Annotated in this window: 16 protein-coding genes and 1 pseudogene; 9 read left to right on the forward strand and 8 right to left on the reverse strand. The window is 60.0% G+C overall.

Going from position 1 to position 25,832, the window contains the following annotated elements:
• Window positions 1–18: 18 nt before the first annotated feature.
• On the reverse strand, window positions 19–7,656 hold the full coding sequence (locus QA645_RS00690) for a SpvB/TcaC N-terminal domain-containing protein (RefSeq protein ID WP_283053618.1): 7,638 nt from the start codon (window positions 7,654–7,656) through the stop codon (window positions 19–21).
• Between the two features lie 499 nt (window positions 7,657–8,155).
• On the opposite strand from QA645_RS00690, the gene QA645_RS00695 reads away from it, so the two are divergent.
• From QA645_RS00695 to QA645_RS00715, 5 genes are all read left to right on the forward strand, one after another.
• Window positions 8,156–9,313: a hypothetical protein gene (locus QA645_RS00695; protein WP_283047507.1), complete on the forward strand. Its 1,158-nt coding sequence runs from the start codon at window positions 8,156–8,158 to the stop codon at window positions 9,311–9,313.
• Between the two features lie 321 nt (window positions 9,314–9,634).
• A complete protein-coding gene (locus QA645_RS00700) occupies window positions 9,635–10,867 on the forward strand; it encodes a hypothetical protein (RefSeq protein WP_283047508.1) in 1,233 nt (410 codons plus the stop codon).
• Between the two features lie 5 nt (window positions 10,868–10,872).
• Window positions 10,873–13,557: a caspase family protein gene (locus tag QA645_RS00705; RefSeq protein WP_283047509.1), complete on the forward strand. Its 2,685-nt coding sequence runs from the start codon at window positions 10,873–10,875 to the stop codon at window positions 13,555–13,557.
• A gap of 105 nt (window positions 13,558–13,662) precedes the next feature.
• Window positions 13,663–14,175: a hypothetical protein gene (locus QA645_RS00710; protein WP_283047511.1), complete on the forward strand. Its 513-nt coding sequence runs from the start codon at window positions 13,663–13,665 to the stop codon at window positions 14,173–14,175.
• A 202-nt stretch (window positions 14,176–14,377) separates the two neighbouring features.
• Window positions 14,378–14,719 (forward strand): helix-turn-helix domain-containing protein, encoded by a 342-nt coding sequence (locus QA645_RS00715; RefSeq protein WP_283047512.1) that lies wholly within the window; start codon window positions 14,378–14,380, stop codon window positions 14,717–14,719.
• 339 nt (window positions 14,720–15,058) lie between these two features.
• On the opposite strand, the gene QA645_RS00720 is transcribed toward QA645_RS00715, so the two are convergent.
• The 6 genes from QA645_RS00720 to QA645_RS00745 form a co-directional block, all read right to left on the reverse strand.
• The gene (locus QA645_RS00720) at window positions 15,059–15,955 is read right to left on the reverse strand and encodes a 3'-5' exonuclease (RefSeq protein ID WP_283047514.1); all 897 of its coding nucleotides are present in this window, start codon (window positions 15,953–15,955) and stop codon (window positions 15,059–15,061) included.
• 66 nt (window positions 15,956–16,021) lie between these two features.
• Complete coding sequence (dinB, locus tag QA645_RS00725; RefSeq protein ID WP_283047516.1) at window positions 16,022–17,125, reverse strand: DNA polymerase IV; 1,104 nt, start codon at window positions 17,123–17,125, stop codon at window positions 16,022–16,024.
• A 48-nt stretch (window positions 17,126–17,173) separates the two neighbouring features.
• Window positions 17,174–17,437 carry a hypothetical protein gene (locus QA645_RS00730; protein ID WP_283047518.1) on the reverse strand — a complete coding sequence of 88 codons (264 nt, stop codon included), beginning with the start codon at window positions 17,435–17,437 and terminating at the stop codon, window positions 17,174–17,176.
• Between the two features lie 169 nt (window positions 17,438–17,606).
• The gene (locus tag QA645_RS00735) at window positions 17,607–18,335 is read right to left on the reverse strand and encodes an SOS response-associated peptidase family protein (protein WP_283047519.1); all 729 of its coding nucleotides are present in this window, start codon (window positions 18,333–18,335) and stop codon (window positions 17,607–17,609) included.
• Window positions 18,336–18,337: 2 nt separating this feature from the next.
• The gene (locus QA645_RS00740) at window positions 18,338–18,787 is read right to left on the reverse strand and encodes a hypothetical protein (RefSeq protein WP_283047520.1); all 450 of its coding nucleotides are present in this window, start codon (window positions 18,785–18,787) and stop codon (window positions 18,338–18,340) included.
• 30 nt (window positions 18,788–18,817) lie between these two features.
• Window positions 18,818–19,213 (reverse strand): hypothetical protein, encoded by a 396-nt coding sequence (locus QA645_RS00745; RefSeq protein WP_283047522.1) that lies wholly within the window; start codon window positions 19,211–19,213, stop codon window positions 18,818–18,820.
• A gap of 140 nt (window positions 19,214–19,353) precedes the next feature.
• Here QA645_RS00745 and QA645_RS00750 point away from each other — a divergent pair, with 140 nt between their 5' ends.
• Entirely contained in the window at window positions 19,354–20,277 is a 924-nt protein-coding gene (locus tag QA645_RS00750; protein WP_283047524.1) for a Ku protein, read from the forward strand.
• Between the two features lie 291 nt (window positions 20,278–20,568).
• Window positions 20,569–20,658: pseudogene (locus QA645_RS00755) on the forward strand (cell envelope biogenesis protein TolA); the annotation flags it as partial.
• 228 nt (window positions 20,659–20,886) lie between these two features.
• Here the strand turns inward: QA645_RS00755 and QA645_RS00760 are convergent.
• Window positions 20,887–22,908, reverse strand: a complete 2,022-nt coding sequence (locus QA645_RS00760) for a hypothetical protein (RefSeq protein ID WP_283047526.1) — start codon at window positions 22,906–22,908, stop codon at window positions 20,887–20,889.
• 97 nt (window positions 22,909–23,005) lie between these two features.
• Between QA645_RS00760 and QA645_RS00765 the strand changes: the two genes are divergently transcribed.
• Together QA645_RS00765 and QA645_RS00770 are read left to right on the forward strand one after the other, a co-directional pair.
• The gene (locus QA645_RS00765; RefSeq protein ID WP_283047528.1) at window positions 23,006–24,385 is read left to right on the forward strand and encodes a hypothetical protein; all 1,380 of its coding nucleotides are present in this window, start codon (window positions 23,006–23,008) and stop codon (window positions 24,383–24,385) included.
• Window positions 24,382–25,545, forward strand: coding sequence for a hypothetical protein (locus QA645_RS00770; RefSeq protein ID WP_283047529.1), 1,164 nt, complete (start codon window positions 24,382–24,384; stop codon window positions 25,543–25,545). The genes QA645_RS00765 and QA645_RS00770 overlap by 4 nt, the downstream gene beginning before the upstream one ends.
• Window positions 25,546–25,832 lie beyond the last annotated feature (287 nt).

Raw genomic sequence — 25,832 nt, forward strand, 5'->3', positions numbered from 1 at the left:
GCACGCAAATTTCATGCGTCATTTCCAGTCGGTCCTCTTTGCGAGGCTTCGCAGAGATTCCTCAGATATCTTTATGACCAATCCGAATGTCTCACGTACATTCGGTTTGAAGCGCGCGCTCCCTCCCTCATCGGGGTTGGTAACCAGCATCAGGTCATCTGAGACTTCACGGTACTTCTCAAATTGAAGCTTATCGCGACCTTGCCCGATCTGCCGCGCAGTTGGTTTTGTCAGAGCATTGGTTTTTACCTCGCCCACCACCTCTCCAAACTCATCTCTGAGATCGGGAATCAATTTGCCGCGACTCGTGTTCTCAGCTCGCTGCTTTGTCGCAAACTCAAAGGTCTCCACCACCAAGCGCTCAAAAGCTTTTCCGGAAGCCTTGGGATCAGCGGACGGAGCGGTTTCCGCCGTTGCTATTTCCGTCCCGACGTTCGAACGCGCCACCGAAGCACTTGCTTCACCGGATACGGTTGGTGCTTGAGCAACGCTTCCTTGGCGGGATGCGGTGGGCGCGCCAGCGACGTTACTTTCACTAAACAATTGCCCAAAACGCTTTACGCCGAATTGCGCTCCTTTAGCGGTGGCTAAACCGCCCAAAATTCCTCCCGTGAGTTCGCCTGCTTTCTCCCAGCGTTCTGAAGGAGAAAGGCGCTGACCCCGTTCATTAACTCCATACCCGATCTCTGCGGTAGTTTTCGCCGTCTGAACAGCGCCATAAACGGCAAGGCCCGCGAGAGCGATGTTTATTGCGCCCGCTGTTGCCGTGCCTGCCGCGGTAGCGACGGCAGCCGAAGCACCCAAAGCAGCAGCACCCGCCACCGCTAAAGCAGGAGCGGCAGCGACAACGAGAGCGATGCCAGCAACCGCCAAAACAGCAATACCCGCTCCTTTTGCCACTCCCAATCCAAATGCTTCGGCGTTGGCCCAGGTCTCTGAACTGAGGCGTCCGGTACCATCGCGAAAGCGCACCGGATTGTCGCGTGCATAGGAATATCGATTTGGCCCGTCCTTTAGCCCGCTCGGATCCGCCGACACCCATCGCCCGAGCCACACGGCGAGATAGCGCGCGCCGTTGTAGTTGAGCCCGCTCTCCTCGTCGCGTTCCTTGCCCGTGTAGCGATATCGCTTCGCGGCCGCCTTGATCGAGGCATTGACCGCAAGATAAGCGGTAGTGCCGAAAGGATAGAACTCCTCATACGAGATCACCGGCGCCTTCTTGTCGAACTGCACCTCGAGACATGCCGAGCCGAGGTGGTTCGGAAACTGGCTACGGATGAGATGCTTTGCGGCGTCGTCGCCGCCGTTCGTCACCGTCTCGAACAGTGCAAAGCGCCGCTCGTCGTCGGAGACGTGCAGCGACATTCGCTCGACGTCGAGATCCCTGCCGTTTGCCGCGTAGGCGCGATAGTCCTCGGCGGCGCCGAAGTAGCGTCGCTCGCTCACCCGCCGCCCCTCGCGCTCCGTCACCTTGCGGGCGCGCTCGCCCGCCGCGTCGTACACATAATAAGTGACTTCACCCCTCGAGTAGGGCCGGTCCTGCGCGCAACGCACGCTCTGACGCGCAGTGAGCGATAGCTGGTCGCGGAAATCGGTCTCCATCGCGGCAAGGTGCGGCATCGCGATCATGCTGCCATGCGCGTCGTAATCGTAGCGCTCGGTCATGCCACCGATCGTCGTGGACACCAGCCGGTTCGATCGCTTGTCGCGCGACCCAGCCACCAGTTCGTAGCCGTAGACGCGCCGCCACGAGCCCTGGCTGCCGGCCTGATGCAGCATCTCCTCGATGTTGCCGACCATGTCGTAGGCGTAGCGCTGGGTATAGGGGCGCATCGCCTTGGTGTCGTTCGGGTTGGGAAAGAAGGTGAAGCCGCAGCCGCCGTCGAAGGTGCCGGCGCGCTGCACGTCCCAGGCGTTCGGCGGGCGGTTTTGCCCCTCGTGCTCGCGCCCGGAAGCCGAGGTCAGCCGATAAAGCGCGTCATACTCGTAGTCTGCGTCCGGCCCGGCCACCTTTTGCTTGAAGTAAAAAGTGGCTTGTGCGGTGTCCCTTACGGCGATGACGTTGCCGACCGGATCGTAGACATAGTCCAGCGCCTGGTATTTGTCGGTCGTTGCGTCTGGATCGGTGTTGGCAGTGACCAGGCTGAGCAGCCGGAACGTCTTGTCGTCGTAGCTCAGCGTCGTGCGCAGACCATGACCGCCCTTGTTGTTGCCATACTGGATCACACGCCGCTGGCCGCGCGCATTGTAATCGATTCCGCGCACGACGAGGAACGGTTCGGCCGGTGTCCTGACAGTCGTCGCGAACAATTGGCCGGCGAGGTTGTAGCGCACGAAGCTCTGGCAATCGCCGGCGGTCTTGCGGGCGTACGGCGTGATCAGCCGGATCGGCCGATTGAGCGCGTCGTAGTCAGTGCGCCAGCCTGCGGTTTCTTCCTCGAGAGCGGGGCCTGTCGACCAGTCCGGCGTCGTCTTGTAGTCGCGACAGAATTGGCGCGTCCAGGAGGCGAGGTTGCCTTTCGCATCGTAGCCGCCGATGGTCACAAGCCCGGCCGTATCCTCGTGCTTCCACACCCGGCCGCGCAGATTGCGGTCTGCCGGCGCGCCTTCACGCTCGCCGTAAGTGAATCGCTCGTAGCAGACCCCCTGCATCTGAGCAGCATCAGATGTCTTTGCGAGCCAGTTTTCGAGCGGCCGGCGCAGAGCATCGTAGCGGTGCCGGAACGCGTGATCGCGATCGTCCCACCGTCGCAACGGTTGGCCTGCCGCATCAGGCAGGGTCCAGTGCCGCCCGGCATCCATGCTGGTCTCGCGCAGCAGGCGTCCAAGCAAGTCATAATCCCAGGTCGTCACTGCGCGCCCCAGCGCATCGAACACCGAGCGACGATTACCCTCGATGTCGAGCATAGTGCGCGTATGCGCGAATTCCTCTTTCTTTGCCTGTGAGCGAGGATCGACGTAACGGTTGTGGGTGACGACGAGAAACGCCCGACCGAGCGCGTCGAAGTGCGTCCGTGTCGGCGTGCCCGCGTGCCCAGGATCGTCAGGGGTAGAGGCAGTCTTGAGCGCGGCATCATGCTCGTGCTGGCGACGCCAGGTAATGGCCTCGCTGTTGCCCGGGAACGACTCGTTCAGCCCGCTCGTCGTGGTGCGGCGCCTGTACCAGGTAGGCGAAGCGCCCTCGATCAGCGTCCACTCGTCGCTCGGCAGTCGCCGGAAGAACGCGGCCACGTCGGGGTCGTTCAACGGATCGATGAGAACCGTATCGTTGCGGTCCCAGGCCGCCTGCTGCCACGGATCGAAGACGATTTTTTCCCAGCTATGATCGGGATGGAGCGTGGCGGCGAGACGCCCGAGCGGATCGTAGAACAGGATGGGGCTTACGCCAGCGCGGCGAAACTCGAACTCATGAGGTGCAGCGCCGCCCCCTTCCTCGACGAAGAACGGCTCGTATTGCCGTACGGGGTGACCCTTGTTGTTGAAGATGGTCCAGCCGCTGCCGAGCCAGCGACGGGGCTTGCCGGGTCCCGGCATATCCTTGATCTGCGGCGCTGTGCGAATCTTCTGCTGAACAGCGCGGCCGAACCCGTCCGAATAATTGAAGCGGCACTGGATTTGTTCAGCCGCCGGCAAATCCGCGCCGATCCAGGCCGTCGCCCTGGCGTCGTCGGCGAATGGTACCTTGACATGAAATCTGCGCTCGAGCGCCGCGGCGTATACCGGCGAGCCCGGTTGTTGATTGGCGAGGCTCGAGCGGCGGAAACGCATTACGTCGTAGAGATAACGACAGGTGGCCGTCCCAAGCAGGGCCGAAGCCTTTCCGGCCGGGTCGGCAAAGAACGCCGTGATTTCGCTATCGCCTGGATCCGGATTTACATCCTCTAGAGTATCCCCAAACTCGCCGATCGATTCGGCTTGGCCCAGCACCGCTGTCGCGGCGACCAGTCCCCGCAGGTCGAAGACGGCTGCAACGTGATTGCCGTTCGCATCGCTGATCAGCTTGGGTTGTAGCACACGGTAGTCGTAGCTGGCACGCGTGCTGTTGTCTGCCGCATCGGTGATTTCGGTGATGCGCAGAATGGCGTCTTCGTAAGCCACACGAGTGGCATTGCCGAAAGCATCCACGAAGCGATGCGGCAGGAAGAAGCGCTTGCGCGCGAACGCCAGCTCAGCCGCCGCGCCCTGTGGAGTGCCGTTGGCGTCAGGTGCGAAAAAGGTGCGGCCGGAGGAGATCCAGAACGATCCGTCACCCTCCGGCTCCGAATAGCCGGCAGCGCCGTCACGCAGGTAGGTCGTCACGGCGGTCGCGTCCACCTTACCTTCAAAGTTGTCAGCCATGCCGGGCGTGATCGCGAGCTTGAGCTCCTCGCCGACAAGAGCCAGCGATTCCAATTCACCGAGCGCGAGTAGCCCTTTGAGGTCGTTGCGACGGTAGTGGGTACGCGCCTGCTCGATCAAGCGGCGTTCGCGGCGCGTGTAGCTCAGCGCTGCCCCATAGGCGAGTTCCGGAATATCAGCGAGATGTTCTGCCGCCTCTTGCAGCGCCTCGAACGAAAGCGCCGTCGCCTTCTCCCATTCGGGATCGCCAAGCTCATAGATGCGCAACTCGGCCGGCAGCGGCGTTCGCCAGGCATCGGGCAGCGTGTCGACCGCTTTCGTGAACGTACTGACCGTAAGAGTCAGCAGCGATCGTCGTTGCGTCGCCTGCTCGTCGGGTGTCAGCTTCTGCCGGGGCTTTGTCTGCGGATCCTCAGGCTCCGGCTGCCTGCGTCCGTACCCGATGGCGACTGCTTGCTCGACATTGCCGTAGTCGTCGACCTTCAGGCTCAGCGCGTGGCTGACGCGCGGGTCGGGCGGATCGGTCCTCTCGTAATGAGCCTGCACAGTCTCGCGTGGATGCACGAAAAAGACCGCATGCGAATTGTTGCCGCGAGCCTGAAGCATGCGAATTGTGAAATTCTGCCCGATGACCTGATACGGCCTCGCAGCGCGCGCCTTGACCTCGGCCGTGGAATTGGCCTCCGCATCGAGCGCATAGACCTCTTGCCGCAGCATGCGGCCGCGCAAAGCGCGACAGGCCTCGCGTACCTCATCTGGACTCAGCTCTGGCGGAAACACGGTGTCGGCGACATCGACCGCACCCGAATCTGCGTTCCAGTATTCCCGCTTGAACGCTGCGACTAGCGAGTCATCGTCGTACCAGGCGCCGTGGTGAAACCAGGTTTTCGTCAGCGCCGGCGGAACGTAAGACGTCGACTCCCAGTTCTCATAACTGCCGGCATGGGATACCGCCTCGACATGCTCGCTGTCCCATTGCTCGACCATCCCGAAGCCGCGAAACTCGCGCTCGACGCCGTCGAAGAAGCCGTGATGATAGGCGTAACGGGAGACAAACAGATTTCGCGCGATGGCATCCTCGGTCTCGACGGTTTGCACGACGTGCACCGGAAAAGGCAGCCGCGTGATCCACGGCCGCCCCTCCGCAAGGTCCGACAGATAGAATTCGGTCGAACTGCGATATGAGAGCCTAGTTTCGGCACCGAGATTATTGCGTATCCGCGTGAGCAGGTGGGGCTTCACGCCGCCCGTGAGGTCGACCACGCAGAAATGGCTGCCCGCGTCAGCGGATGCGTCCGACGACCAGATCAGACAGCCTGTCCCCCGACCGAAGAAGTCCGCGCTCGTGACCTCCGCAAAATTATGCGCGATGCGAAACGGAATGGGCTGACGCGTCGACCAGCCGTTACCGGAATGGTTGGCCCAGAAGGCGGCGCCCGGCCGCCCGAGATAGACCAGATCGGCAACGCCCGAACCATCGACGTCGAGAACGCGCACGCGCGCCGGATCGAATTGATCGGGGCTGTCGAAGATCGGCGCATTATCCATCTCAATTCGCGCGCCGAATCGGCCATAGCCGAGGTTGGGCCAATAGCAGACTTCGCCGTTGCGAATACGCACGATGTCGGTCAGGCCGTCGCCCGACATGTCGGCAAGGAAAATCGTTTGCACCACCTCGCTGAAGACGCATACCGGGCCGAGCTTCTCGTCGAGAAGTTTCGAGACGCGATGAACCGCGCCGTAACCATCTTCGCCGAGGCCCTCCTGCCATACGAAGCAGTCGTGTTCCGCCACTACGATCTCCGCGCGCCCGTCCCCATCGAGATCCACCAGTCGGACATTGGGATCGTTCAGCGCATATGCCGGCCGCCGAGGCAGAGCACGAGGCGCGTGCCATCCCCCTCGCTCGTTTCGCTTGTAAACCAGGGCTGCTTGCGGCGAGTACGCCACGACATCGAGCGAACCGTCCCCAGCAAGATCGACCAGCGTCGCGCCGGTGAATGCCGCGGGAGGCTGGAAAGACAACGGCTGAGGCGGCCGAAATGCTCCCGCAGACAACGGCTCGTGAGGTGACAAACCGCCAGAATCCGCGAGCGGAGACCAGCGGTTCGGCGCGTACCGCCAGGCGTCGTCCCCGCGTGACAAAACGCCTTGAATGCCCTCACCGTCGAGATCGACCCATTCATTTCGCGCGCCGTCCACGCCCGTGGCAAGCGCCGGCGCATCGGTGTGCCCGATCGACCTAAGCTGCATCGCTCCCGCAACGGAATAGTCAAACTCAAGAGGCGGCCAATCGGCATGATCGTAGGCAGTCGCCTGATTGCCTCGTCTGAGGTTGATCTGTTGGAGGGACCCGAGCTTTGCCAGGATAGGCGATTCAACGATTGCGGCCGTCTCAGTGGCTGACGGATCGGCGGGGCCGTATTCGAACACAAGCGCGTGCGTCAGCCCGGCATAACCGGTCTCCCGTCCTTCGATTTCGACCGACAGGTTCGATTCGAACACGATTCGCCGACACAGACGGGCCGTACGGACTTCGAAGCCGGCGCGGTAGCTCGAGAAGGCATCGGCCCGCAGATTCCATGCACCATTGTCAAGAGTGGGCTCGTCGGCCGGCCGAACCGTATAGTCGAAAAAGGCGCGAAATTGCCAATTGTCGACGAACGAAGCCGTCGATTCTATCAGGCCGGCAATTGCTGGCCAGTAATTCGGGCCCGATTCAGCAAAGAACGGCTCGCGGTTTGCATAAACGACTGACTCGATGTGACTGCCGGCAAAGCGCGCTCGGCCCTCGACGCGATGCGCTTCGGAAAGCCGCAGCGGATCCACTCCGACCAAGTCCTCCCGACGATAGCGATAGGCGACGGCATTGCCCTTATCGTCAAAGGAGCATTGCAGCAGCCATTGGAAAACACGCGTTGGATCGTCTGGATCGGCAATCCGCGCTTCCGACGTAAAGCCAAGAACATGCGTGACGTTGTCTCGCGAAATGACTCGCCAGTGGGTGTTCGCGGCGTTTCTTCGGCTGATCCAAAGCTCGATGCGCGCGAAATTCGCTTCAACGCGGGGGCGAAAACGACGCACTTCATATTCCCCCCGTACTTCTGTCAGCGCGACCGGGACGAGGTCTTCCGCGCCAGAATAAATGAAGACGTCGCCATCTTCGTACTTCGGCAATCCCTTGTCGGTCTTGCGGGAGATCGTGGAAATGTCCAGCTGCCAACCCGCGCCAAAAAGCCCGTTTCCGGAGCCTGAATCGTAGGTCAGCTGGAGGTTCGGCCCAAAGGCGCCACGGGCCTCCAAAAATGGCAAAGGCACCGACAAAGACCCGGTGCCTGTGTGAGCATTGAATGAAAACTTTTCTCCGATCCCTCTGAGAGCGCCCCCTCCTTTCGGAAGGTTTAGGGAGGGCGCGAACCCGGTTGGAGATGGGCCGACGCGCGTTGCGGAGCCTGCGCCGTCCCTGACATCGTTAATTGGCGCGGACGTACGCATAGTCGCCCCGAGCAATCCGGGGCCCTGTGCGGCCGCGAGCTACCTCACGCTAGGCCGTCACAATTCCCCGGCTGAAAATCCGTTTCGACGAAGGGCGCGGCCCACGTCGTCGCCCTATTTAGAAAGCTGCAAATCCCAAGATTCCTGCGCGCGATCCCGGGTTCAGTACAAATAGCCCAATTGCATTTTTTCCCGATACTAGCTTAGGATGCTATCGAGCCGCTGAGCGCGATGTCAACCTGAAAGCGAAGTGGCACGCCGGACTTTCGAGATTTTCAGATCGATTTTTGCGCTCAGGCAGTGAGCAAAGGTGGTTGGGAAAATGTCGTCGCCGTATCCTGGTGAACCGCAGCGCCGCCTGTCATGGACCGTCCTTGGATCAATCGCAGGACTCGGAGTACTAGTCCTGATCGTGGTCGCGGGTGTGTTTTGGATCAACCGCGGCGGCAGTTTACCATTGATCGGCAAATCGGAGCCTTCTCAGGCCACTGCCATCGGATCCAATGCGACACGCCCCACCGAAGTCTTCTTCCTCGACGGCTTGAAACCGCAACCCAGCGCAGACGATGCGGAGTGGTCCGCGGCGCGTTCCGACCATCAGCTAGTTGCCTACGCAGTCTTCAATTGCAAACAATTATCTGACGTTGCAATCGACGTACTGCCCCGGCACGCCTTCAGCGCGTTGATGCTCGATCTTACGCCAGCCGGAAGCCATGTGTTTCTTACCAAAGCGGGAGATGAGGCCGCTCTTGCAAACCGAGATAAAGACCAGAAGCTCTTGCAACTGACTGGTGATGACCGCGACCTCCTGGCCCTCAGCGATTCGATTGCGCGCGCCCGAATAGCGGCGGCAGAGGGGGCCGGCGCGAATTTTCCTTGGGTTCAAAGGCTCGGATTGGCTACATTGATTGTTTCTGCATTCGCGACTCTCTTTGTGACGCTGCAAGGTAAGATGAGTCCCGTTAAGCTGACCGATGACGAGCAGAAGACCCTTCAACGAGAAAAGTTGAGAACGCGGCTTTGGCATGTGAGTTTTGGCCCCGGCTCAGGCTTTAGGTGGGTCGCCTTCTTTGCAATAGCTCTATCGATTGCCGGCACCTCGTTGACTGGCCTTAAGCAGGTTTATGATCCGACAAGAATATTGTCGCAGAACACTCGTGCCTTGCTCAACTTGCGCCAGCTACATCAGGAAATCATCCTTGCGGCGAAATGCGACTCACAAACAAAATCAGTCACGAGAGACAATCGGATCGAGGCTTGGGCAAATGCGATTCGTCGGCTTCGAGCGGCGATCATCCCAGATTATGGTTCATTTGCTAATCTGGACGTGGGCGGCTCGTCTCAGCAACCAGACCTCACTCAAACTGTTCCGCAACCGCCACCTCAGGCAGGAAACGCCGCACCGTCATCGAACGTATCGCCGCCCGCGGCGTCACCCTCACCACCTAATTCCGCGGCTCCTCCCGCGGGACCGCAATAGTGCGCGGGGCGGTTGCAGCCCAGCTTTGCACCGGCCTGGGCCGCCGGTAAGCGGCGTTTCACGAATGCCTCGGTAGAGCAAGATTCCTGTTGCGCCAACTCAGTGTGCTAAAGTGAAATATCTCCCGATCAGAAAAACTTAAGCGTTCTACATCTCGATCTCTTCATTCACGAAGCCGTGGGACCGACGACTTTTCTGCGCATGCGCGGCAACAACGGACGCGAACGTGCAGGACCGCTTAAACTCGCGCCACGAAAGACGCGCGACCCGAACGATAATTCTCGATGCGACACTAGCTTTTGGAGAATTGTGGAGAAGGATATGCCAGATACCTTGCTCTTTATCCACGGAACGGGCGTTCGCAAGAGCGGCTTCGACCAGACGATGGCTCTTTTGCGCAAAGGATTCGAGGGAAAGCTTCCGATCGAGATCGAGGGCGTCTGCTGGGGCCCCGACCTCGGCGTCAACGTCGACGACGAGGCTATCAAGCAGGTGCTGCCGCCGACTGCGGCGAAAGCCGACGAAATCGGTCCCGAAGAGATAGGGATGAAGGCGGCACTTTGGGCCGAACTGCTCCGCGATCCGCTGCTCGAACTGCGGATGGCCTCGATGCGACCTCCGGCTCAGGCCGATCAGAACGCCGCCATGCCGGGCGTTCAGACTCCGGACATCGCCATGACGAACATGCTTGCCGACGTGGCGCAAAAAGTCTCGGACCCGCTTCCTGGCGAGGTGAAAGCTCAAGACATCCGGCAGGCGGCCCTCTGGTTGCTGAAAGAGCCCCTGCTCGCTTCTGCAGCGTCAGCGGCAGGCGATGCCTTGGACACGGATCTCGTGAAAGCGGTGGCTCGTGCGATCGTGGCGAAGGCCCTGATCGGCTATCGCAACGAAGTTGGCACAGGCCCGAGTGCGCTTTACGTCGCGGATGAGCGCGACGAACTTGTTCAAAAGATCGTTGATCTCTTTCCGGGGACGAAAGGATTAGGATCATGGCTTTGGGACGGCGTGAAATCCCTAGCCGAAGGCGTCGCGACCTATTACGGACGCGACCGAAGAACTGGCCTTATGAACGGAGTGTCTCCGGGCGTCGGCGACATCCTACTCTACGAACGCCGCGGTGACGACATTCTCACCGCGATCGAGAGGAAGATCGTCGGACTTGCCGAACAGAAAAAACGCGTCGTTGTCTTGGGACACAGCCTGGGAGGCATCATGATGGTCGACTTACTCTCGCGCGCTCGACAAGCGGGCCGGTTGCCAGTCGAAAAGTTGATCACGGTCGGCTCTCAAGCGCCTGTTTTGTTCAAGTTCGACGCGCTCGGAACGATGCGGCTGAAGCAAGCGCTTCCGGCGGGAGCCCCGTACCAGCCATGGCTCAACATCTTCGACCGCAACGATTTCCTGTCGTTCTGCGCCAGTCGTGCGTTCCCCGGCGTGACCGACGGGATCGAGGATTTCGAGATCGCGTCGAACGTTCCGTTCCCAGAAGCGCACAGCGCGTATTTCCGTCAATCTGCGTTCTACGAGAAGATCACCCAGAGCTGGCCGAAATAGTGACTATGAACGCGGATGCACTGATCATCGGCATCGACAAGTACGATCGCTCGGACATCCCGACGCTGCCCGGCTGCGTCAACGACGCGGTCGCGGCGGCGAAGTGGCTGATCTCGATAGGCGTCCCCCCAGCCCGCATCGTCGTCCATATCGCACCGATAGATGGCGCACAATTCCCGCCCGGTGTCGTCATACAGGCCGCCGACATCGACACCATCTTGGCGTCGTTCGGAAAACTGGCCAAGGCCGGTCAAGGCGACAAGCTGTTCATCTTCATGTCGGGCCATGGAAAGTCAGTACCCGGCGCCGGTCCGGTCTTTCTCTGCCAGAACTATCTCGTCAATGACATCACCCGCGCGAATCTTAAGATCGATGAGTACATCGAGTGGTTTCAGAGCTGGAAGTACAAGGACCAATTCCTGTTCTACGATGCGTGCCAAGATACTACTGCGAGTATCGGGCAGATCAGCAGCGTTCAGGCACAGGGGCCTGACGCTCCTCCCGGCAGTTACAAGCCAGCCCCCGGCAACGCGCTGACGGCCTGTTATGCCTGTTCGGCAGGCGAGAGAGCATGGGCTGGGGATGGACGCGGCGTTCTCGTTCGGTACTCCCTGGAAGAACTCAATCCGACGCTGTGGGCGAAGCTGCAGGCCGACGATCCCGAGCAGGACGCGATCCAGTATGACTGGACGACTGGAGCACGAACGGTCGATCTGGGCAGGCTTTTTACGAACATCATCTCGGTCAAGATCTCTCAAGCGGCGGCCGGCGCTCAGAAATTTCAAACGCCCTTCTGCAAACCCCATGGCAGGGCTCTGATCGATGGCTTCTCGCCCATCGTGGAGCTACCCCCCCTACCTACAGCCGCAGTCACGGTCGATGTCGATCCGGCCGTCGCGGTCGGCGACGTACGCTCGATCAGGCTGCAATCCCAGCTTATCCCGCGCGATTGTTTCATGCCCACGAAGGGCGTTCCCTTGAGGATACCTGTCACGCTGCAGTTTCCCCTACAGGATCTGATCAATGCCGGTTGCACCGTCGCTCGCGAAAGCGCTTGGAAGGCGGTGAACGTGCCTCTGCAGCAGAGACTCGGGAATCCGACCGCCGACATCATTTTTCAATTGAGGCAGCCGCCTCCCGTTGCCCCAAAGGGCACCGATGGATCGGACGAGATCAACATCGTGGTGGGTCCTGGTCCGGGAGGTGGGCCCATGTCGGCGGAAATCGCCAAGCAACTCAGTCCCGTCGGAGAAATAGGCGGAGCGAAACTTCCGCCGAACTTGACGTTCAGGAAGGACGCCAACGGGCCATCACTCACATTCAATCGTATCGAGGACACTTCGATCCGCGATGCGCACGAGATCGCGATCGATTGGCTGAAGATCCTGAGACGCGAGAGCCCGGGCGAAGGCGGTCGCGTGATCATGTCACCGTTCGGACAACCCAAGAACGCCGAGCCGAACGTCCATTTCGATTTTGACAAATCAGGCGCCGCACTGCTCGGCGGCTTTCTGAAGGACGACGAGTGCGTGACCTTGGAGAGCTTCTCCGACGAAATGCCCTCCCGCAAGATGTCGCTCCAGGACCTGGAAGATCATCCGATCGAATTGCTCGCTCCCGGCCAGTACCGGATGACTATCGATCTCCCCTGGGGCCGTTGGACCAGAAGACTGAGGGTCGGCGTTAAGGCCGACACAGTGCAGTTGCCGCAGGAGATCGGCCTCGAGCCCCTCCGCAATCGCTACCGGCGCGATGATGTCTTCGGCCCGGAACTGGTACGACCCGACGAGCCCGACCTCACCAACGCGACCGTGACCCCGATTGCGGTTCGGAATAAGGACCAATTCGAAATTTGGGTGCTTCCGGCCCTGACAACGCCCGTCGCCGTACTCGAGACGGAAGGCGGAGTTCGCGCCGAGCCCTATTCGGAAACTTCCCTGAGGGAGTGGGACGAGCTTCTGACGGTAGGACGATTAAACATAGCGGATCCCGCGGGACTGATTAAAAGACTGAACGGCAAGATTCCCGGCGGAACCGCGGAGGACTTTACTCTACTCGCAATCGCTGCCGCATACGCCGAGTATGATCGGCAAAACTGGTCCGGCCTTTTGGCAATCCTCGATACGATTGAAGAAAGCACGCTTCGCTTCCAAGATATCGGGCTGCTTAAACTGGCGGCGGAAATCGAGCAGAACAGGATCGTCGGGAACGAACGCGAGCACGCTATCTACATCAGCTTCGGCCGTCTTTTCGAGAAGCCTCCCGTCTTCCGTTGGGGCGTTACGTTGCTCGCCGATCTCGCGAGACAAGCAGGCATCGAGAGACTGCCCCGGTGGGCAGTCGTCATCGACCCGTCTTCGGTCATAACCTTAATCCGCTGGAAAAATCTCGGGCTTCCGACCTCTTGGTTCGCGGAGTCTCGCAATCGTCGTATTCGCATTTTGGGCGACGTCCACGACGAGCGATCGACGTCGCCGCATTATCTGGAAGTCGGATGGTTGCCGAATCTCGACCAAAGAGTGGAGGAGTCGGAGGCCAGACGGCGAATGGTCCTGGGCGAGATCGGAGCGAGCGAGGCGGAAGATCAAACCGCCGCGCTTCAGAAGCAGAAGCAGATGCTCGAGCAACTCGTCGAAGACGAGGACGCCGAACGGGTGCAGACGCGAGACTTCGACGAGTCGACATGGTAATCGCGGATGCAGCAGCCCTATCCAAATTCGTGTCAACGATCGTGTTCTATGATCGTCTAGCTCCGTAGGGCCGACGCTCCAGCCCAAACTCTCGGACAGGCCGCGATGGTCACCGAGCCGAAGAAAAAGGTCTCTAGAAAGGCAAAGCGCCGGCACAAGCCGACGGAGGAGATCATTGACTACATCGTCGAGATCGAAAACTGGGATTTCACCTATTGGCTGGCGCTCAACACCCTTCGTAACGCACTCGATCCCTATCACGAGCACCGGCACGTGGAGATCAAGGGCCGGCTTCTGCTGCCAACCGGGTTGAAGACCGACCACATGGAGGTGTCGCTGTTTCCGTCAATCAGCCTGGAGGAGGAGCGTCGGAAGGAGCTCAAACCGATCGCCGTCGGAGCGATCGAGGTCTATCCGGAACGATTGGTTGCGAGTTTAAGCATCCCGTCGGACGCGCTGACGCCAATTCTCCAGATGCTGATCGCCGGGCGCCTGAAGTTCGTCGTCATGCGAGGATCGAAATTCCGCTACCGGAGCGCTCGTCTGCATAGCTACAGCCTGGGCACGAAGCTCGAGGAAGACGAAAATCCGGAAGTCGTACTAGGCCCGGAAGGATAGCGCCAACGTGAGCCGACCGAGCAGGGCCTCGACTTTGGCTTAAGACGCAGCCGCTTTGAGGGACGGTCTCGCCCTGCATGGGTCTCGAGGTCTCGAACAAGAAATCGTCTGAAGGCAAGCGCCTCCAAAGCAGCCTCGCTCACACTCGAACTCCTAAATTAGTGCAGATTAACGGTAAGCTCGCGAGTTCCCAGGAGGGTGAATGATGCCCCGCAAATCCGACCCGAGGGTGGGCGAGCTGTTCCATCACGTGCGCCAGGCGGTGAATATCCTGGAAGACCTCCTAACCCAACCGGCCGCTACAGCAGAACCGCCGCCGAAGGTTGAGGCGAAGCCACCCCAAAGGGAGCTTCCCGTACCGGCAATCCCGGACAAGCTCGCATATTCCATGAAGGAGGTCATCAAGCTCGCCGACGCGAGCCGGAGTATGTTGTACAGGGAGATCAACGAAGGCAAGCTGCGTGCTGTGAAACGAGGCAATCGAACCCTTATCCTATCGGCTGATCTGCGAGACTGGATCGCCAGGTGGCCGACCTCTAGATAGGAGAATTCGGCGCCGTCTGTTGTGTTCGATCGCGCGGCACACCAACGTGCAGTAGGCTTCCGCGCAGAGCAGCGTGCCAGGCTTCAATCACTAAGCCGACTGCACCTGCGGATGGTTCGTGAACTAGGTCGCATGTCGCGCTCCGATCGGGCGCGGTTGGTCTTCGGCAAGCATCGCCTCGAAGCAATAAGTGTCCTGAAGTGCGAGTCGGCCGGGTCAATCGCTGGCTGCTACGTCAATCCGAACGCGAGCTGCCCTGTCTGCTATGCCGCTGTCTGGCGGCTGATGGGCTGGGGACGACAATCGCCAGCGCCGCAATCGACGACAGCCTATCGCGCCTTACGCTCGGACCGAAAACCGGTCGAATGCCGTCAGGACCCGCAAGCGCGGCTCTACTTCACCAAGATAAATCTCGGCCTTGAGAAACGCGATTTCGTCGTCCAGCTTGCTTTCGTCGACGTCGACGTACCATGACCTCGGTCTGCCATCGTTGCCGTCGCTCCAACGATAGCCGCGCCGCTTGAGTGCGTCTTTGAGCTCGAACGGCGACTGCTCGGCCCACACTCGCATCTTCTTTTTGCGGGCCTGCTCGAGCAGGATGCCAAGCGCCGGTGCGCCGGCTGTCGACAGTTCGAACGCAAGGATCTCGAGGAGAGCGTGGCAATCGTCAACCGCCCTGTGAGCCTGATGAAAGAAACCGACGCCGTTCAGCAGGTAGCCGAGGCGCGAGCCCTCGAAACCGTGCTTTCGCCAATCGATCTCGGTCGCCGAACACCCCCAAGCTTTCCGCTGGAATACCGGCCAGTAGCGTTCGGCAAATTTGCGGTCGAAGCCGGCATTGTGGGCGATTACGATTACGGCATCTTCTGCGAACGATGATACCGCTGCCTCGTCTATCCGATGGCCCGCGACCATTTCGTTCGTGATCCCGGTGAGTGCGATTACGTCCGGCGGGATCGGCTCGGACGGCTCATTGAACGATGAGAAGACATCCCTGACGGCCGCGATACGACCGTCGGGTAGGTAGTCGAACTTGACCATTCCGAGTTCGATGATCTCGTCCTTCTGCTGGTCCAGGCCGGTCGTCTCCACGTCGAGCAGGATGGCTGTCTTTGTGCTTTGACCTGTGATCCGAGCGGAAGTCTCGCGGTGAACCAAGCGCCGAAGGACGCGGTAGTCAGCGGATTTGGTCAACCTTTCGGCCATCGCGGCCAAACTTAAGTCAGCTTCGAGCATACGATTCTTACTGCCCCTCTGATACCTGCGCAGCGGTTTTGGCGAGCGCCGTGAATCTATTCCGGATCAAAGTCCGAAATCCAGTTGCGGCTCCGCACCATTTCCGACCTGCAAGGACGACAGTGACACCCCCAAAAGCCGAACCGGCTTCGGAAAGGGCATGTTGTCCTGCAGCAGGCCGATGGCCACTTCGGCGAGGCCATCGCGGTTGGCGACAGCCGAAGAGACGGACCGGCTGCGCGTGATGATCTCGAAGTCGGCAAACTTCACTTTGAGCGTCACCGTTCGGGCACGCGTGCCGGCCGATTCGCAATGTCGCCAGACCTTGTCGATCAGCGGTTCAAGCTCGGCGATCAGGACCTCGGCTTCGGTAAGGTCGGTCGAGAACGTATTCTCCGCGCCCACGGATTTCCGGGTGCGGTTGGCTCGAACAGGCCGTTCGTCGACACCGCGCGAAATCCAATAGTAGTACGAGCCCGACTTGCCGAAGTTCGCGTTCATGAACTCCAGCGTCTGGTTGCGCATGTCGAGACCGGTGAATATGCCCAAGGCGTTCATCTTAGCGCTCGTTGCGGGTCCTATTCCGTGGAATTTGCCGACAGGAAGCGTCTCCACGAAGGCCGGCCCCATCTCCGGCGAGATGACGAACTGCCCATTGGGCTTGCGGTGATCGGAAGCGAGCTTCGCCAGAAATTTGTTATAGGAAATGCCGGCCGAAGCGTTGAGGCCGGTCTCCGCCTTGATCTTCTCGCGGATGCGCAATGCGATGTCCCTGGCGAGTGGGATGCCTTGAATATTTTCGGTGACGTCCAGATAGGCCTCGTCGAGCGACAGAGGTTCGATGATCGTTGTGTGCTCGGCGAAGATCTCCCGTATTTGCCGGCTGATCGCCTTGTAGACCTCGAAGCGCGGCCTGACGAAGATCAGGTCGGGACATTGTCGCTTCGCGGTCACTGAGGGCATCGCAGAGCGAACCCCAAATTTGCGGGCTTCGTAGCTCGCGGCCGCCACGACCCCGCGCTCTGCCGAGCCGCCCACCGCGACCGGCTTTCCGCACAGGTCCGGATTATCGCGCTGTTCCACGGACGCATAGAACGCATCCATGTCGATATGGATGATCTTGCGGTCGAACGCGTTCGAGTCGCCTTGCTCTGAATCGGACCGGACCATCCCTACATTATAGACGTTCGCCGTCCAGCCGTCGCAGCCTAGACCAAGTCATTTGGGTGGACACTCGGGGCAGGTATCGCCGACCGAATCCAAAAGCTCTGTGATCGCATCTGTGGCTTCGTCGGGAGAAACGTCTGCCGGCGGATCCCGACGAGCGATATCATAGGCCCGATCGCGGGCGTGCGGGTCGGCGCGATCCTGCATCCAACTGTGCTCTTCGCATTCGCGGATAGCGCCCGCCTCCTGCAGCACGGAGGTCGCCCAGCCGCACAGCGTCCGGATCGCCGGCCGTCTCTCCTTGGTCATCAGCATCGAGATCGCTCCCGCCGGACGAATCCTTGTGCCGCCCGCATCGTTCCCGGCAGTTAGCACAGGGCAGGGATTCGAAATCGCTGGAGCCGCCGCTTGTCCACCTGTTCCGCCGCGCTTTGCGCAGCCGCGAACTCCAATGTGGCAGCAGTTTGCTACCAAATTGCCTCGCTCACGCGGCCAGTGCCGGGTCTTCCTTCTCGCCCGTGGCGACGATCCGCAGCGCGCCGTCCGTGAGGGGCCGCTGCAGCGACTTCGCCTCATCCCAAGGGGCGCGGAGCCAAACTTCGTATTCCTCCGCCGTCGCCAGGATCACCGGCATTGCCTTGGGGTGGACGCGCTTGACCTCCGCGTTCGGCTCACAGGTGAGGAATCCGAAGACGTCGGTGGCGATCTCGCCTTCCTTCGCCTTGCGCACACTGGTCCAATTGGTCCACAGCCCGGCAAATGCGATCAGAGGCCGGGTCTCGTCCAGAGCGAACCAGACCGGCACTTTCCTGCCGTCGATCGTGTCGTACTCGGAAAACGACGTGAACGGCACCAGGGAGCGATGCTCTGGTCCGAGCCATCGCTTCCAGTGGGTGCTGCCGACATTTCTGATGTTCGTCGTGCCGCCGTCCGGCTCCATCCGGAGCAATTCCTTGAAATCAACGGTCTTGCCCTTGGCCTGCAATTTCTCCGCGCGCTTCTTGGTTGCGTCCATCAGGGCCCGCTGCGAGCCCGGCATGCCCCAACGCGCCATGACGATCTCGCGTCCCTCGGTACCGTTGCGCACGATCGGCGCGGGGTAGTCGGGAAAAATGCCTGGCATCGATGGCAGGTTGCCGACATTGCTGTTCAGCGCGCCGAACAGACGGCGGATCGCGTCGACGTTTTTTGTCATCGAGTAGAGATTGCACACGATCAAGTCTCCTGAGCGGGCAGGCGGGGGCGCGACATCAGTTGCAGCAGCGTGGCAGACGGCCGACGGCCGGCCTTAGCACATTTGCTACAGCGGAGCCGACTGGCCAAGTCGTGGACAAATGTGGTCGGCGGATGAGGCAGCGCCGCCAAGTCGACGTTCCGTCGGGTCTTGCACCGCGAGCATTCGATCTCGAGCGAGGCGAAGCCCCCGTTGATGGCCCGGTCGACCGTCGGTGATGGATCAATGGGCCCGCCATCTGCCCACATGCGCTCGTTCCAGGATTCGCAGAGCAGCTTGTCGGCCTGACGAATGAGAGCTTCGCCTTTGGCCCGGGCTTCGGCGGCCTGTCCAGCGAGGATCGTCGTCATCGCGCGTGCCCGGCCGAGCTCCTTGGTGAGCGCCTTGCGGTCTCCTCCGGAGAGAGGCGTCGGGTGATGTTTCGGTGCCATGGCAGCATCCAGTTCCGGACGCGCCGGCGACTACTCGAACGCAGGCCAACAGCCATCTTCCTCATGGCGCCCGGTCCGCCGGGTGCAGGTATTGTCCAACAGCCGCTGTCCGACATCCTTCCAGAGCGCGTCCGGACCGTAGAGACGAGCGGCATCTGCCTTCTGGATCTCGACCACCCTGGCGCAGCGGCGGCAGCCCACCCGCAGAATATGTTGAGGAATTTGGCTCAGCCGCAGCCCCGCCCCGGATGGGACCGAGCGGGCCTCGGCGCGCGGGTCATCCAAGAGCGCCTCCCAGTATTCCTGCGGCAGATCATCGTCCGGAGCCAATCCTCGCTCCCGGGGCACGCTTTTGCGGACGAGAGCTGCCATCTTTTCCATTTGCTTTGGGGTCGGCATGCGCCAGCTCGCGGGTCGATCGATCATGTCCGATTAGAACATAACAAGAACAGAAGAGTCGAGTCCTCGACCGAAAATTTGGGCCTTATGGCGAGGCAGCGGTTGTCGGAACCATGGTCAGCCGTTCGTCTTGAATCCAGGCCGTCTCGAACCGGAGTTCTGCGTACATGGCCCCCCGCGCCAACTGGAAAGGCTTCCTGCGTTTGTCGCTCGTGACGTGCCCTGTGGCGCTCTATCCGGCCACCTCCGAGTCAGAGAAGATCAGCTTCAACCAGCTCAACCGGCAGACCGGCCACCGCATCAAGTATCTCAAGGTCGACGCCGACACGGGCGACGAGGTGCCCAACGAGGACATCGTCAAGGGATACGAGTTGGACAAGGGGCAGTATATCGAGGTCACGAAGGAGGAGCTTGAGGAGCTCACGCTGGAGTCCACGCGCACGATCGAGATCGACGAATTCGTCGACAAGGCCGATATCGACCCGCGGTACTTGATCCGCCCGTACTACCTGCGTCCGGACGGAAAGGTGGGCCACGATGCCTTCGCGGTGATCCGCGAGACCATCCGTGAAATGGACAAGGTCGCGATCGGCCGGGTGGTGCTGACCAACCGCGAGCACATCATCGCGCTCGAACCGCTGGACAAGGGACTCGTCGGCACGCTGCTCCGCTATCCGTATGAGGTGCGCGGCGAACAGGAGTATTTCGACGAGATCCAGGACGTCAAAGTGACGAAGGACATGCTCGATCTCGCCAGGCACATCGTGAACCAGAAGGCAGGGCGGTTCGAGCCCGAGAAGTTCGAGGACCACTACGAGACGGCGCTCATTGACCTGATCAACAAGAAGCGCGCCGGCAAGCCGATCACTCCGAAGGAGCGGCCCGCGGCGACCAACGTCGTCGACCTGATGGAGGCGCTCCGGCGAAGCGTTGGCCGGGAGGCCGCGCCGGCAAAGGCCGCAAAGCCGGCCAAGAAACCGCGCAAGGCATCGAGCGGCCAGAAAGAGATGCTCATGCCGATCGAGGGCAAGAAGCCGAAGGAGACGGCTGCGAAGAAGCCGTCGGCTAAGCCACAGCGGAAGTCAGCCTGAGGTCGAAATAGGAGGACCGCGTGGATGTGAAGGAAGCTTCCGCGATGACGGAGCCTCTCGCCTGGTCAGCGATCAGGACGTTCTGGGTGCACCGCGGCCGAGCGGCCAGGCGGAGTCGGCCGGGACGCGAAGGTCGCAGCGCCAGCCTTCGAACGAGGCGGCGCTGCGCTGGGCCGAGCGGCTGCGCAAGGTGACGGTACAAGCCCCTTGTCCTCGCTCTTCGTCGCGTTCCTACTCGGCACCTGGGTCGCGCGCCGGCGCTAGGACCAAGTCGCAGGGCTGCCGACGTCCATGGCAAGGAAGCTCAAGACATTTCAGACGTCGCTGGGCTTCTACGATCTTGCGATGGTGGCGCCGTCGATGAAGGCGGTGCTTGGGGCGCTGGCAGCAATTAATCCGGATCCCTCCGATAACGCCCTCGTCGAGCAGGGGCCGTCCTCGGAGTCTAGCTTAGTTATGAAAGCAGATTTACACCATCTATGAGCCAAAATGAACGATCATCCCTCGGCAGAGATTGCGCTACCCTGGCGTCTGCTCTTAAATAATTGATATTATTCATCATTTTTTCTAGAAAACTGGACCAACCAAAAGGCCCGAAATTTCTACCAACTATGAAAATCCAGGCCGGCCGACCTCACGAAGCGCGCGGGAATTCCGCCACTGCACTTTCACAGCAGCGAGGGTAATGCCCGCGTCAATCCGCTCCTGCGCGGCTGCTTCGAGGCGAAGGCGCTCATCAACTATCCGCTTCCGGTACGCGAACTCCTTCATCTCCCAGCCGGAGCAAGCGTCGGCTGTGGGATCTTCGAGCACGTGAAGCACTTGAAGATCCTCCGATGCAACAGCTTGCGCCTCACTGTCGATCCACCTCGAAAGACCGACCCGCTGGGGCGTCCGCTTTGGTCCCAGGGGGCGACATTGCATCGCAGGAATTCTCGTTCTGCGGAGAAACACTTGATGCTCGGGCTTAATCGGCATGAGACCGGTGCAAGCGCTTCGAATCAGCTTGAGATGCCGCTCGAATGACTCGCTCTCATCAACAGCATCGACCGACAGCGCCTCGTGGACAGAAGCGGCGCTCGCGCGGCGACAAAAGAACGCTTGTATCCAACCGCTCACGTTCCGCTTACAACTGGGCAAGTGCGCGAAGATCATTGTAACTAGACCACCGTTCTTATCCGTCCGGTGCACATATATTGTGTGCAACTCCGCATTCGCGTCGACCTTGACCCGGTTTACAAAGATGCGTAGCTCCCGCAAGAAATCCGTTACAACTTGCTCTGGCCTCTTGGCAGGCCTCGGGACGAAGCTGCCATGCCGGATCTCTATGCGGGTGTTTAGTAGGGCTCCATAGACTTGCACCATAAATGATGCACCATGCCAAAGCTTCTTAGCTTCATCCAACGTCAGTGACGTCACCTCAGTTGCCGTCTCCGCTTGAGAGGGTGCGGGCGCCTTCGACTCTCGCGCCTCGGCCGCCCTATAGTCACGGGTGCGCCGGTCTGCAGCTTGCCAACCTGCGATGGTGACGTCTGGATTTTTCACACCAGGAGCAGCGCTCCGGAAGAGCGCATCGAACTCGCTTGCCTTTCTGAGCAATGTTGTTGGTCCAGCGAAAGGTTCTGGATCCCAGATCTGGAGCATGCGGTTTGCGAGCGCACGAGGATGCTGCCGCAGCATATCGGAGTGCCTGCTAATGGCCCCTGAGAATTTTGCCTCACGCCCCAGTTGACGAAGACTGGCGAAGCTGACCCCGTGCCGAACGTCAAAGAGCCGACTTAGATACTCCCCAGTTCGCCGAATCTTCTCACTCTCGGGACACTGCCATCCTTCGAGCAACGACAACTGCTCCTCAAAAGGAGCTCCCTGCGCGACCAGATCAACATAGGCCGCCGCTTCGCCACTCACATAGTAGTCGAGTATGGCCGACGCGGTTATCTCGCCATTTGCGGACAGAACCTCAAGCGTAAGCCCAAGCTCCACGAAGGAAGACCGACCGAGATCCGCTAACACCTCCGCACTCTCTGCATCTAGCAGCATTCCTTCCCTGCTGCTGATGCTGTTGACGTACTCGATCGCCTCCAAGAAGCCGGGAGGACGAACGGCAAGCGGGTAGAACAATGCGGATGCCTCTCGCGAAATCGCGTCCTTATCGATCGCACATAGAATGAAGGTTACCCGCTCGGATGGCCTCTTCATCTGACCGTGCAAGATGTCGAACGCTTGGTTAGACAAGAGTTCCGCCCGGTCGATCAACACCACGAAATGGCCGTTGCCGAACGTCTCTGATCGAACATCAGCATTGATTCGATCGGCAAATTCCTCGTCGGAGGTCCGGCCATACTCGAAGTGCGCGAGGTTGAGGTGCGTCCCGTACATAAGCGCCGAGCACGAGGGGCAACTTTCAAGCCGGCATGGCCGCTCGGTTGCAGCCGTACAGAGCAGACCCGCTGCATACACTTCTCCCAAAGATGACTTGCCGCAGCCCATCGGGCCGTGCAGCAAAACGCTACGCCCGCGGCTCTCCTGGACCTGTGTGGAAAGATATCGTACCGCATCTGCTTTTCCGATGAAGTCACGGAACATGCGTGGGCGGTACTTCTCCGAAAGACTCAAGTTGCCGGCAGCCATCGACGTGCATCTCGCCCGGCATGGCAGTTGAACACTGTTGAGCCACACCGAATCGTCTATATCTTATCGGTTCGCGGGAGCATGGACACCGTTTGGAATGAGTGACGACAAACAAGATCTCAACGACTCCGCTGGAGGGCCCTTCAAGGAAGAGCATCGGGAAGGAACGCCCATTGATCCCATGGAGAATGTTCACTTCGGTGATCTGGGATCGGAATTCGACGATCTGCTGAAAAACCTCGACGGGGGTGCGAACGCCTCCTTGGACGGCGAGTTTGGCACGCTTGGCGCAGACGAAATCCAGCGAGGCGTGAGCGGCCTGACGGAACCCGAGCTGGGCGAAGAGCCACTTGGCCCGGGAGAAGTGGCATTCGGCGTCAGCGCGGCCGAACTCCAGACCATTCTCAAAGCGCTCACAGCGCTGCTAAAGTTTCAATCCGCAACTCAGCGCCGATGTCGGCTCACCATAAGCTCGTCCGGAGTGGCTTGGCATGGCAACACGGGTAACGCATTCATCGAATATGTCACAAGGGGGCGTCCAACCAACTTGGACGCGTCCACCTCTTTCCCAATCATCGTCTCCCTCGCTGACTTGTATGCCGCAGCTCGAACCGTTCGCCACATCGCGACCTTCCGCATCAAGGAAGGCGCTCTTCGGTTCAGCGCGGATCGATTCCAGAGGCCGATACTCACGCACTCGATAAAGGGTTACCCCACCCACACAGATACTTTGCGCCGTGGGGTCGAGACCAGCGTTGATCGGCCACAAGTGTCCTCGGCTACAATACATAAAGCGTTTTTCTTCCTCTCCAGGATCGCGCCGTCGGAGGAGGCAGCCCCGCACTTCAACTATATCGAGGTCAAGGATGCGGTTGCTCGCGCTCTTCGGGTCAGCATGGGGGCTCAGGTTGCTTCGGCTGTATTCGAGGGTCTCAACTTGACCTTCAAACCGCGTTTTCTACGATGGGTGATCCCAGCGCTGAAGTTGAGAGCTACTTTCCAGATCTGGCACAGTGACAAATTCTGCCTGTTCAGGAATGATGAACTGACGTTCGGCTTCGAGCTGGCACAGCAGCAATTGCCTAAGCTTCCGGGCACATTCAATTTGTCAGACACCCTCTTGGTGCCAGCGAGCGCGTTCGCGACCTTTGTGCAGCGCGGTGCCCGGATGTTTCGGGAGAGGGGCAGAGTGATAATTCAATCTGATGAACAAGGCGCTGCGGCTCTCGTTCTCATGGCAGATGATGCTGGTGAAACGCCCCGCAAGCTTGAAATGTCGTTGGACGGCCACAGAACGGGCACGCACGTGGGCCCTCTTCGGCTTGAAATGCATGTAGAGCCGCTTCTCCGCACCCTATCCATGGGCATTTCAAGCGCAAACATTGAAATCGCCATTGGCAGTAAGGCCGTCTACATCGAGGAGCCGCTGGATGACGCACGGCTCTCGGTCGTGATGACGGCGGAGGTCCAGAGATGACGTCCGAAGAGACAGGTCTAGCTCCGGCAGGCTTGCAACCAGCCAGAACCATCGAATGTGGCGTTGAACTCACGCGGCTGCGTGACGCATGGCGCGCAGCATCGACTGTAAGTGGCGATGGCACTTTCACGTTGGCAATCTCTCGCGACTCAATCCGGCTTTTGGCTCAGGGAGAAGTCGCGGTTGAAGCAACGGTGCCGATCGCGAACACCACAGGCATTACAGTCGGGGAAGAATTTCACCTGAATCTATCGAGCGACAGCCTGGCCGCGCTCGGTCACGGTGATCTCGATGAAAGCGGCAAACTTTTATTCGGAGAGGTGCAATTAGAGGAAGGTTTCGTCGGCATCTTGAGGCTTCAGACGAGTTTTACGGTTACTTGGCCCTACACGCTAACCAAGGTCGGTTCCGTCACTATCGACGATCATGAGGGCCTGGTCCTCCAATCAGTCGACCCACGTACGGTCAGACAGACGCTCGCCGAAATCCGCAACTTTGCCGGAGACAATGACAGAGCGGGAAACAACCTGAACACTTTGCAGATCTGGGACCAAGAGGCGCTCGGCATGTCGCCCTCTGCGTGCCAGTCGGTGAAATCGGATCGGTTGACCAGCGTCTGTCTACGCGTGCCGGCCTTCTGCGCCAAGGTATTAGGTGTCTTGCTCACGCAGTTGAAATCGTCCGAGACCCAGCTTGGCGTCTCCGGCGAGAAATGCGTGCTCCTCGACGGCCGGCTCAAAATAATTGCGCCGATGGCTCCGCCTTTGCCGAGTTGGCCAGACAACGGCCCGGCGACGGCTCAGTTTCAGCTCGATGTCACAGATTTCACCGCTGCTGTCGCAGCAATTGTCTGGCAAGCGCCCAGAGATAATCCAATCATCACTTTCGGCGTCGGAATGGACGCACGGGCTCTTACCCTTAGCACTGCCGTGCCGGGCGGCATGGCTATGGCTTCATGTCCTATCGCTTCAGCAAACCGCGTACAGCCGGCAGAGGTCTCGCTTCGATTCGGCGCGTCGACCTTGTCGAGCTTCTCAACACGCAACAATGATGCCGTTCAATTCCGAGTCTTCGAACGGTTTGTGGAAATCGAGCAAGTTTCACCTGGTGAGCGGCGGAGAACGCTTTTGGCGGTGGAACGAGCGCGAAGCTATTCGTAGCTTGCGCCGGGTTGACCGGTCCTGATCGTTCGCGTTGTTTGAATTTCTCCCGGCTACGCAGCAGCAATCCCGTCCGTCAGCGGACTGTCCCATTGCATCAATCAGGATCGCTCTGACCCCGTGGCAATCATTGTTTCAACATTATCCGCGGTCGCTGGAGTTCGTCACAACGACGAACAAGCATAGCCAGCCCCTTATGGGCTCCGCGACTTCCGGCTAGCCAGGCTAGGAAGAATTAGCGGATCGCAAGCCGAAAGGCATCGGCAGAAGCTGACAGTTTCAAAGCT

Origin of the sequence: Bradyrhizobium sp. CIAT3101 (genome assembly GCF_029714945.1) — a bacterium.
GTDB lineage: Bacteria > Pseudomonadota > Alphaproteobacteria > Rhizobiales > Xanthobacteraceae > Bradyrhizobium.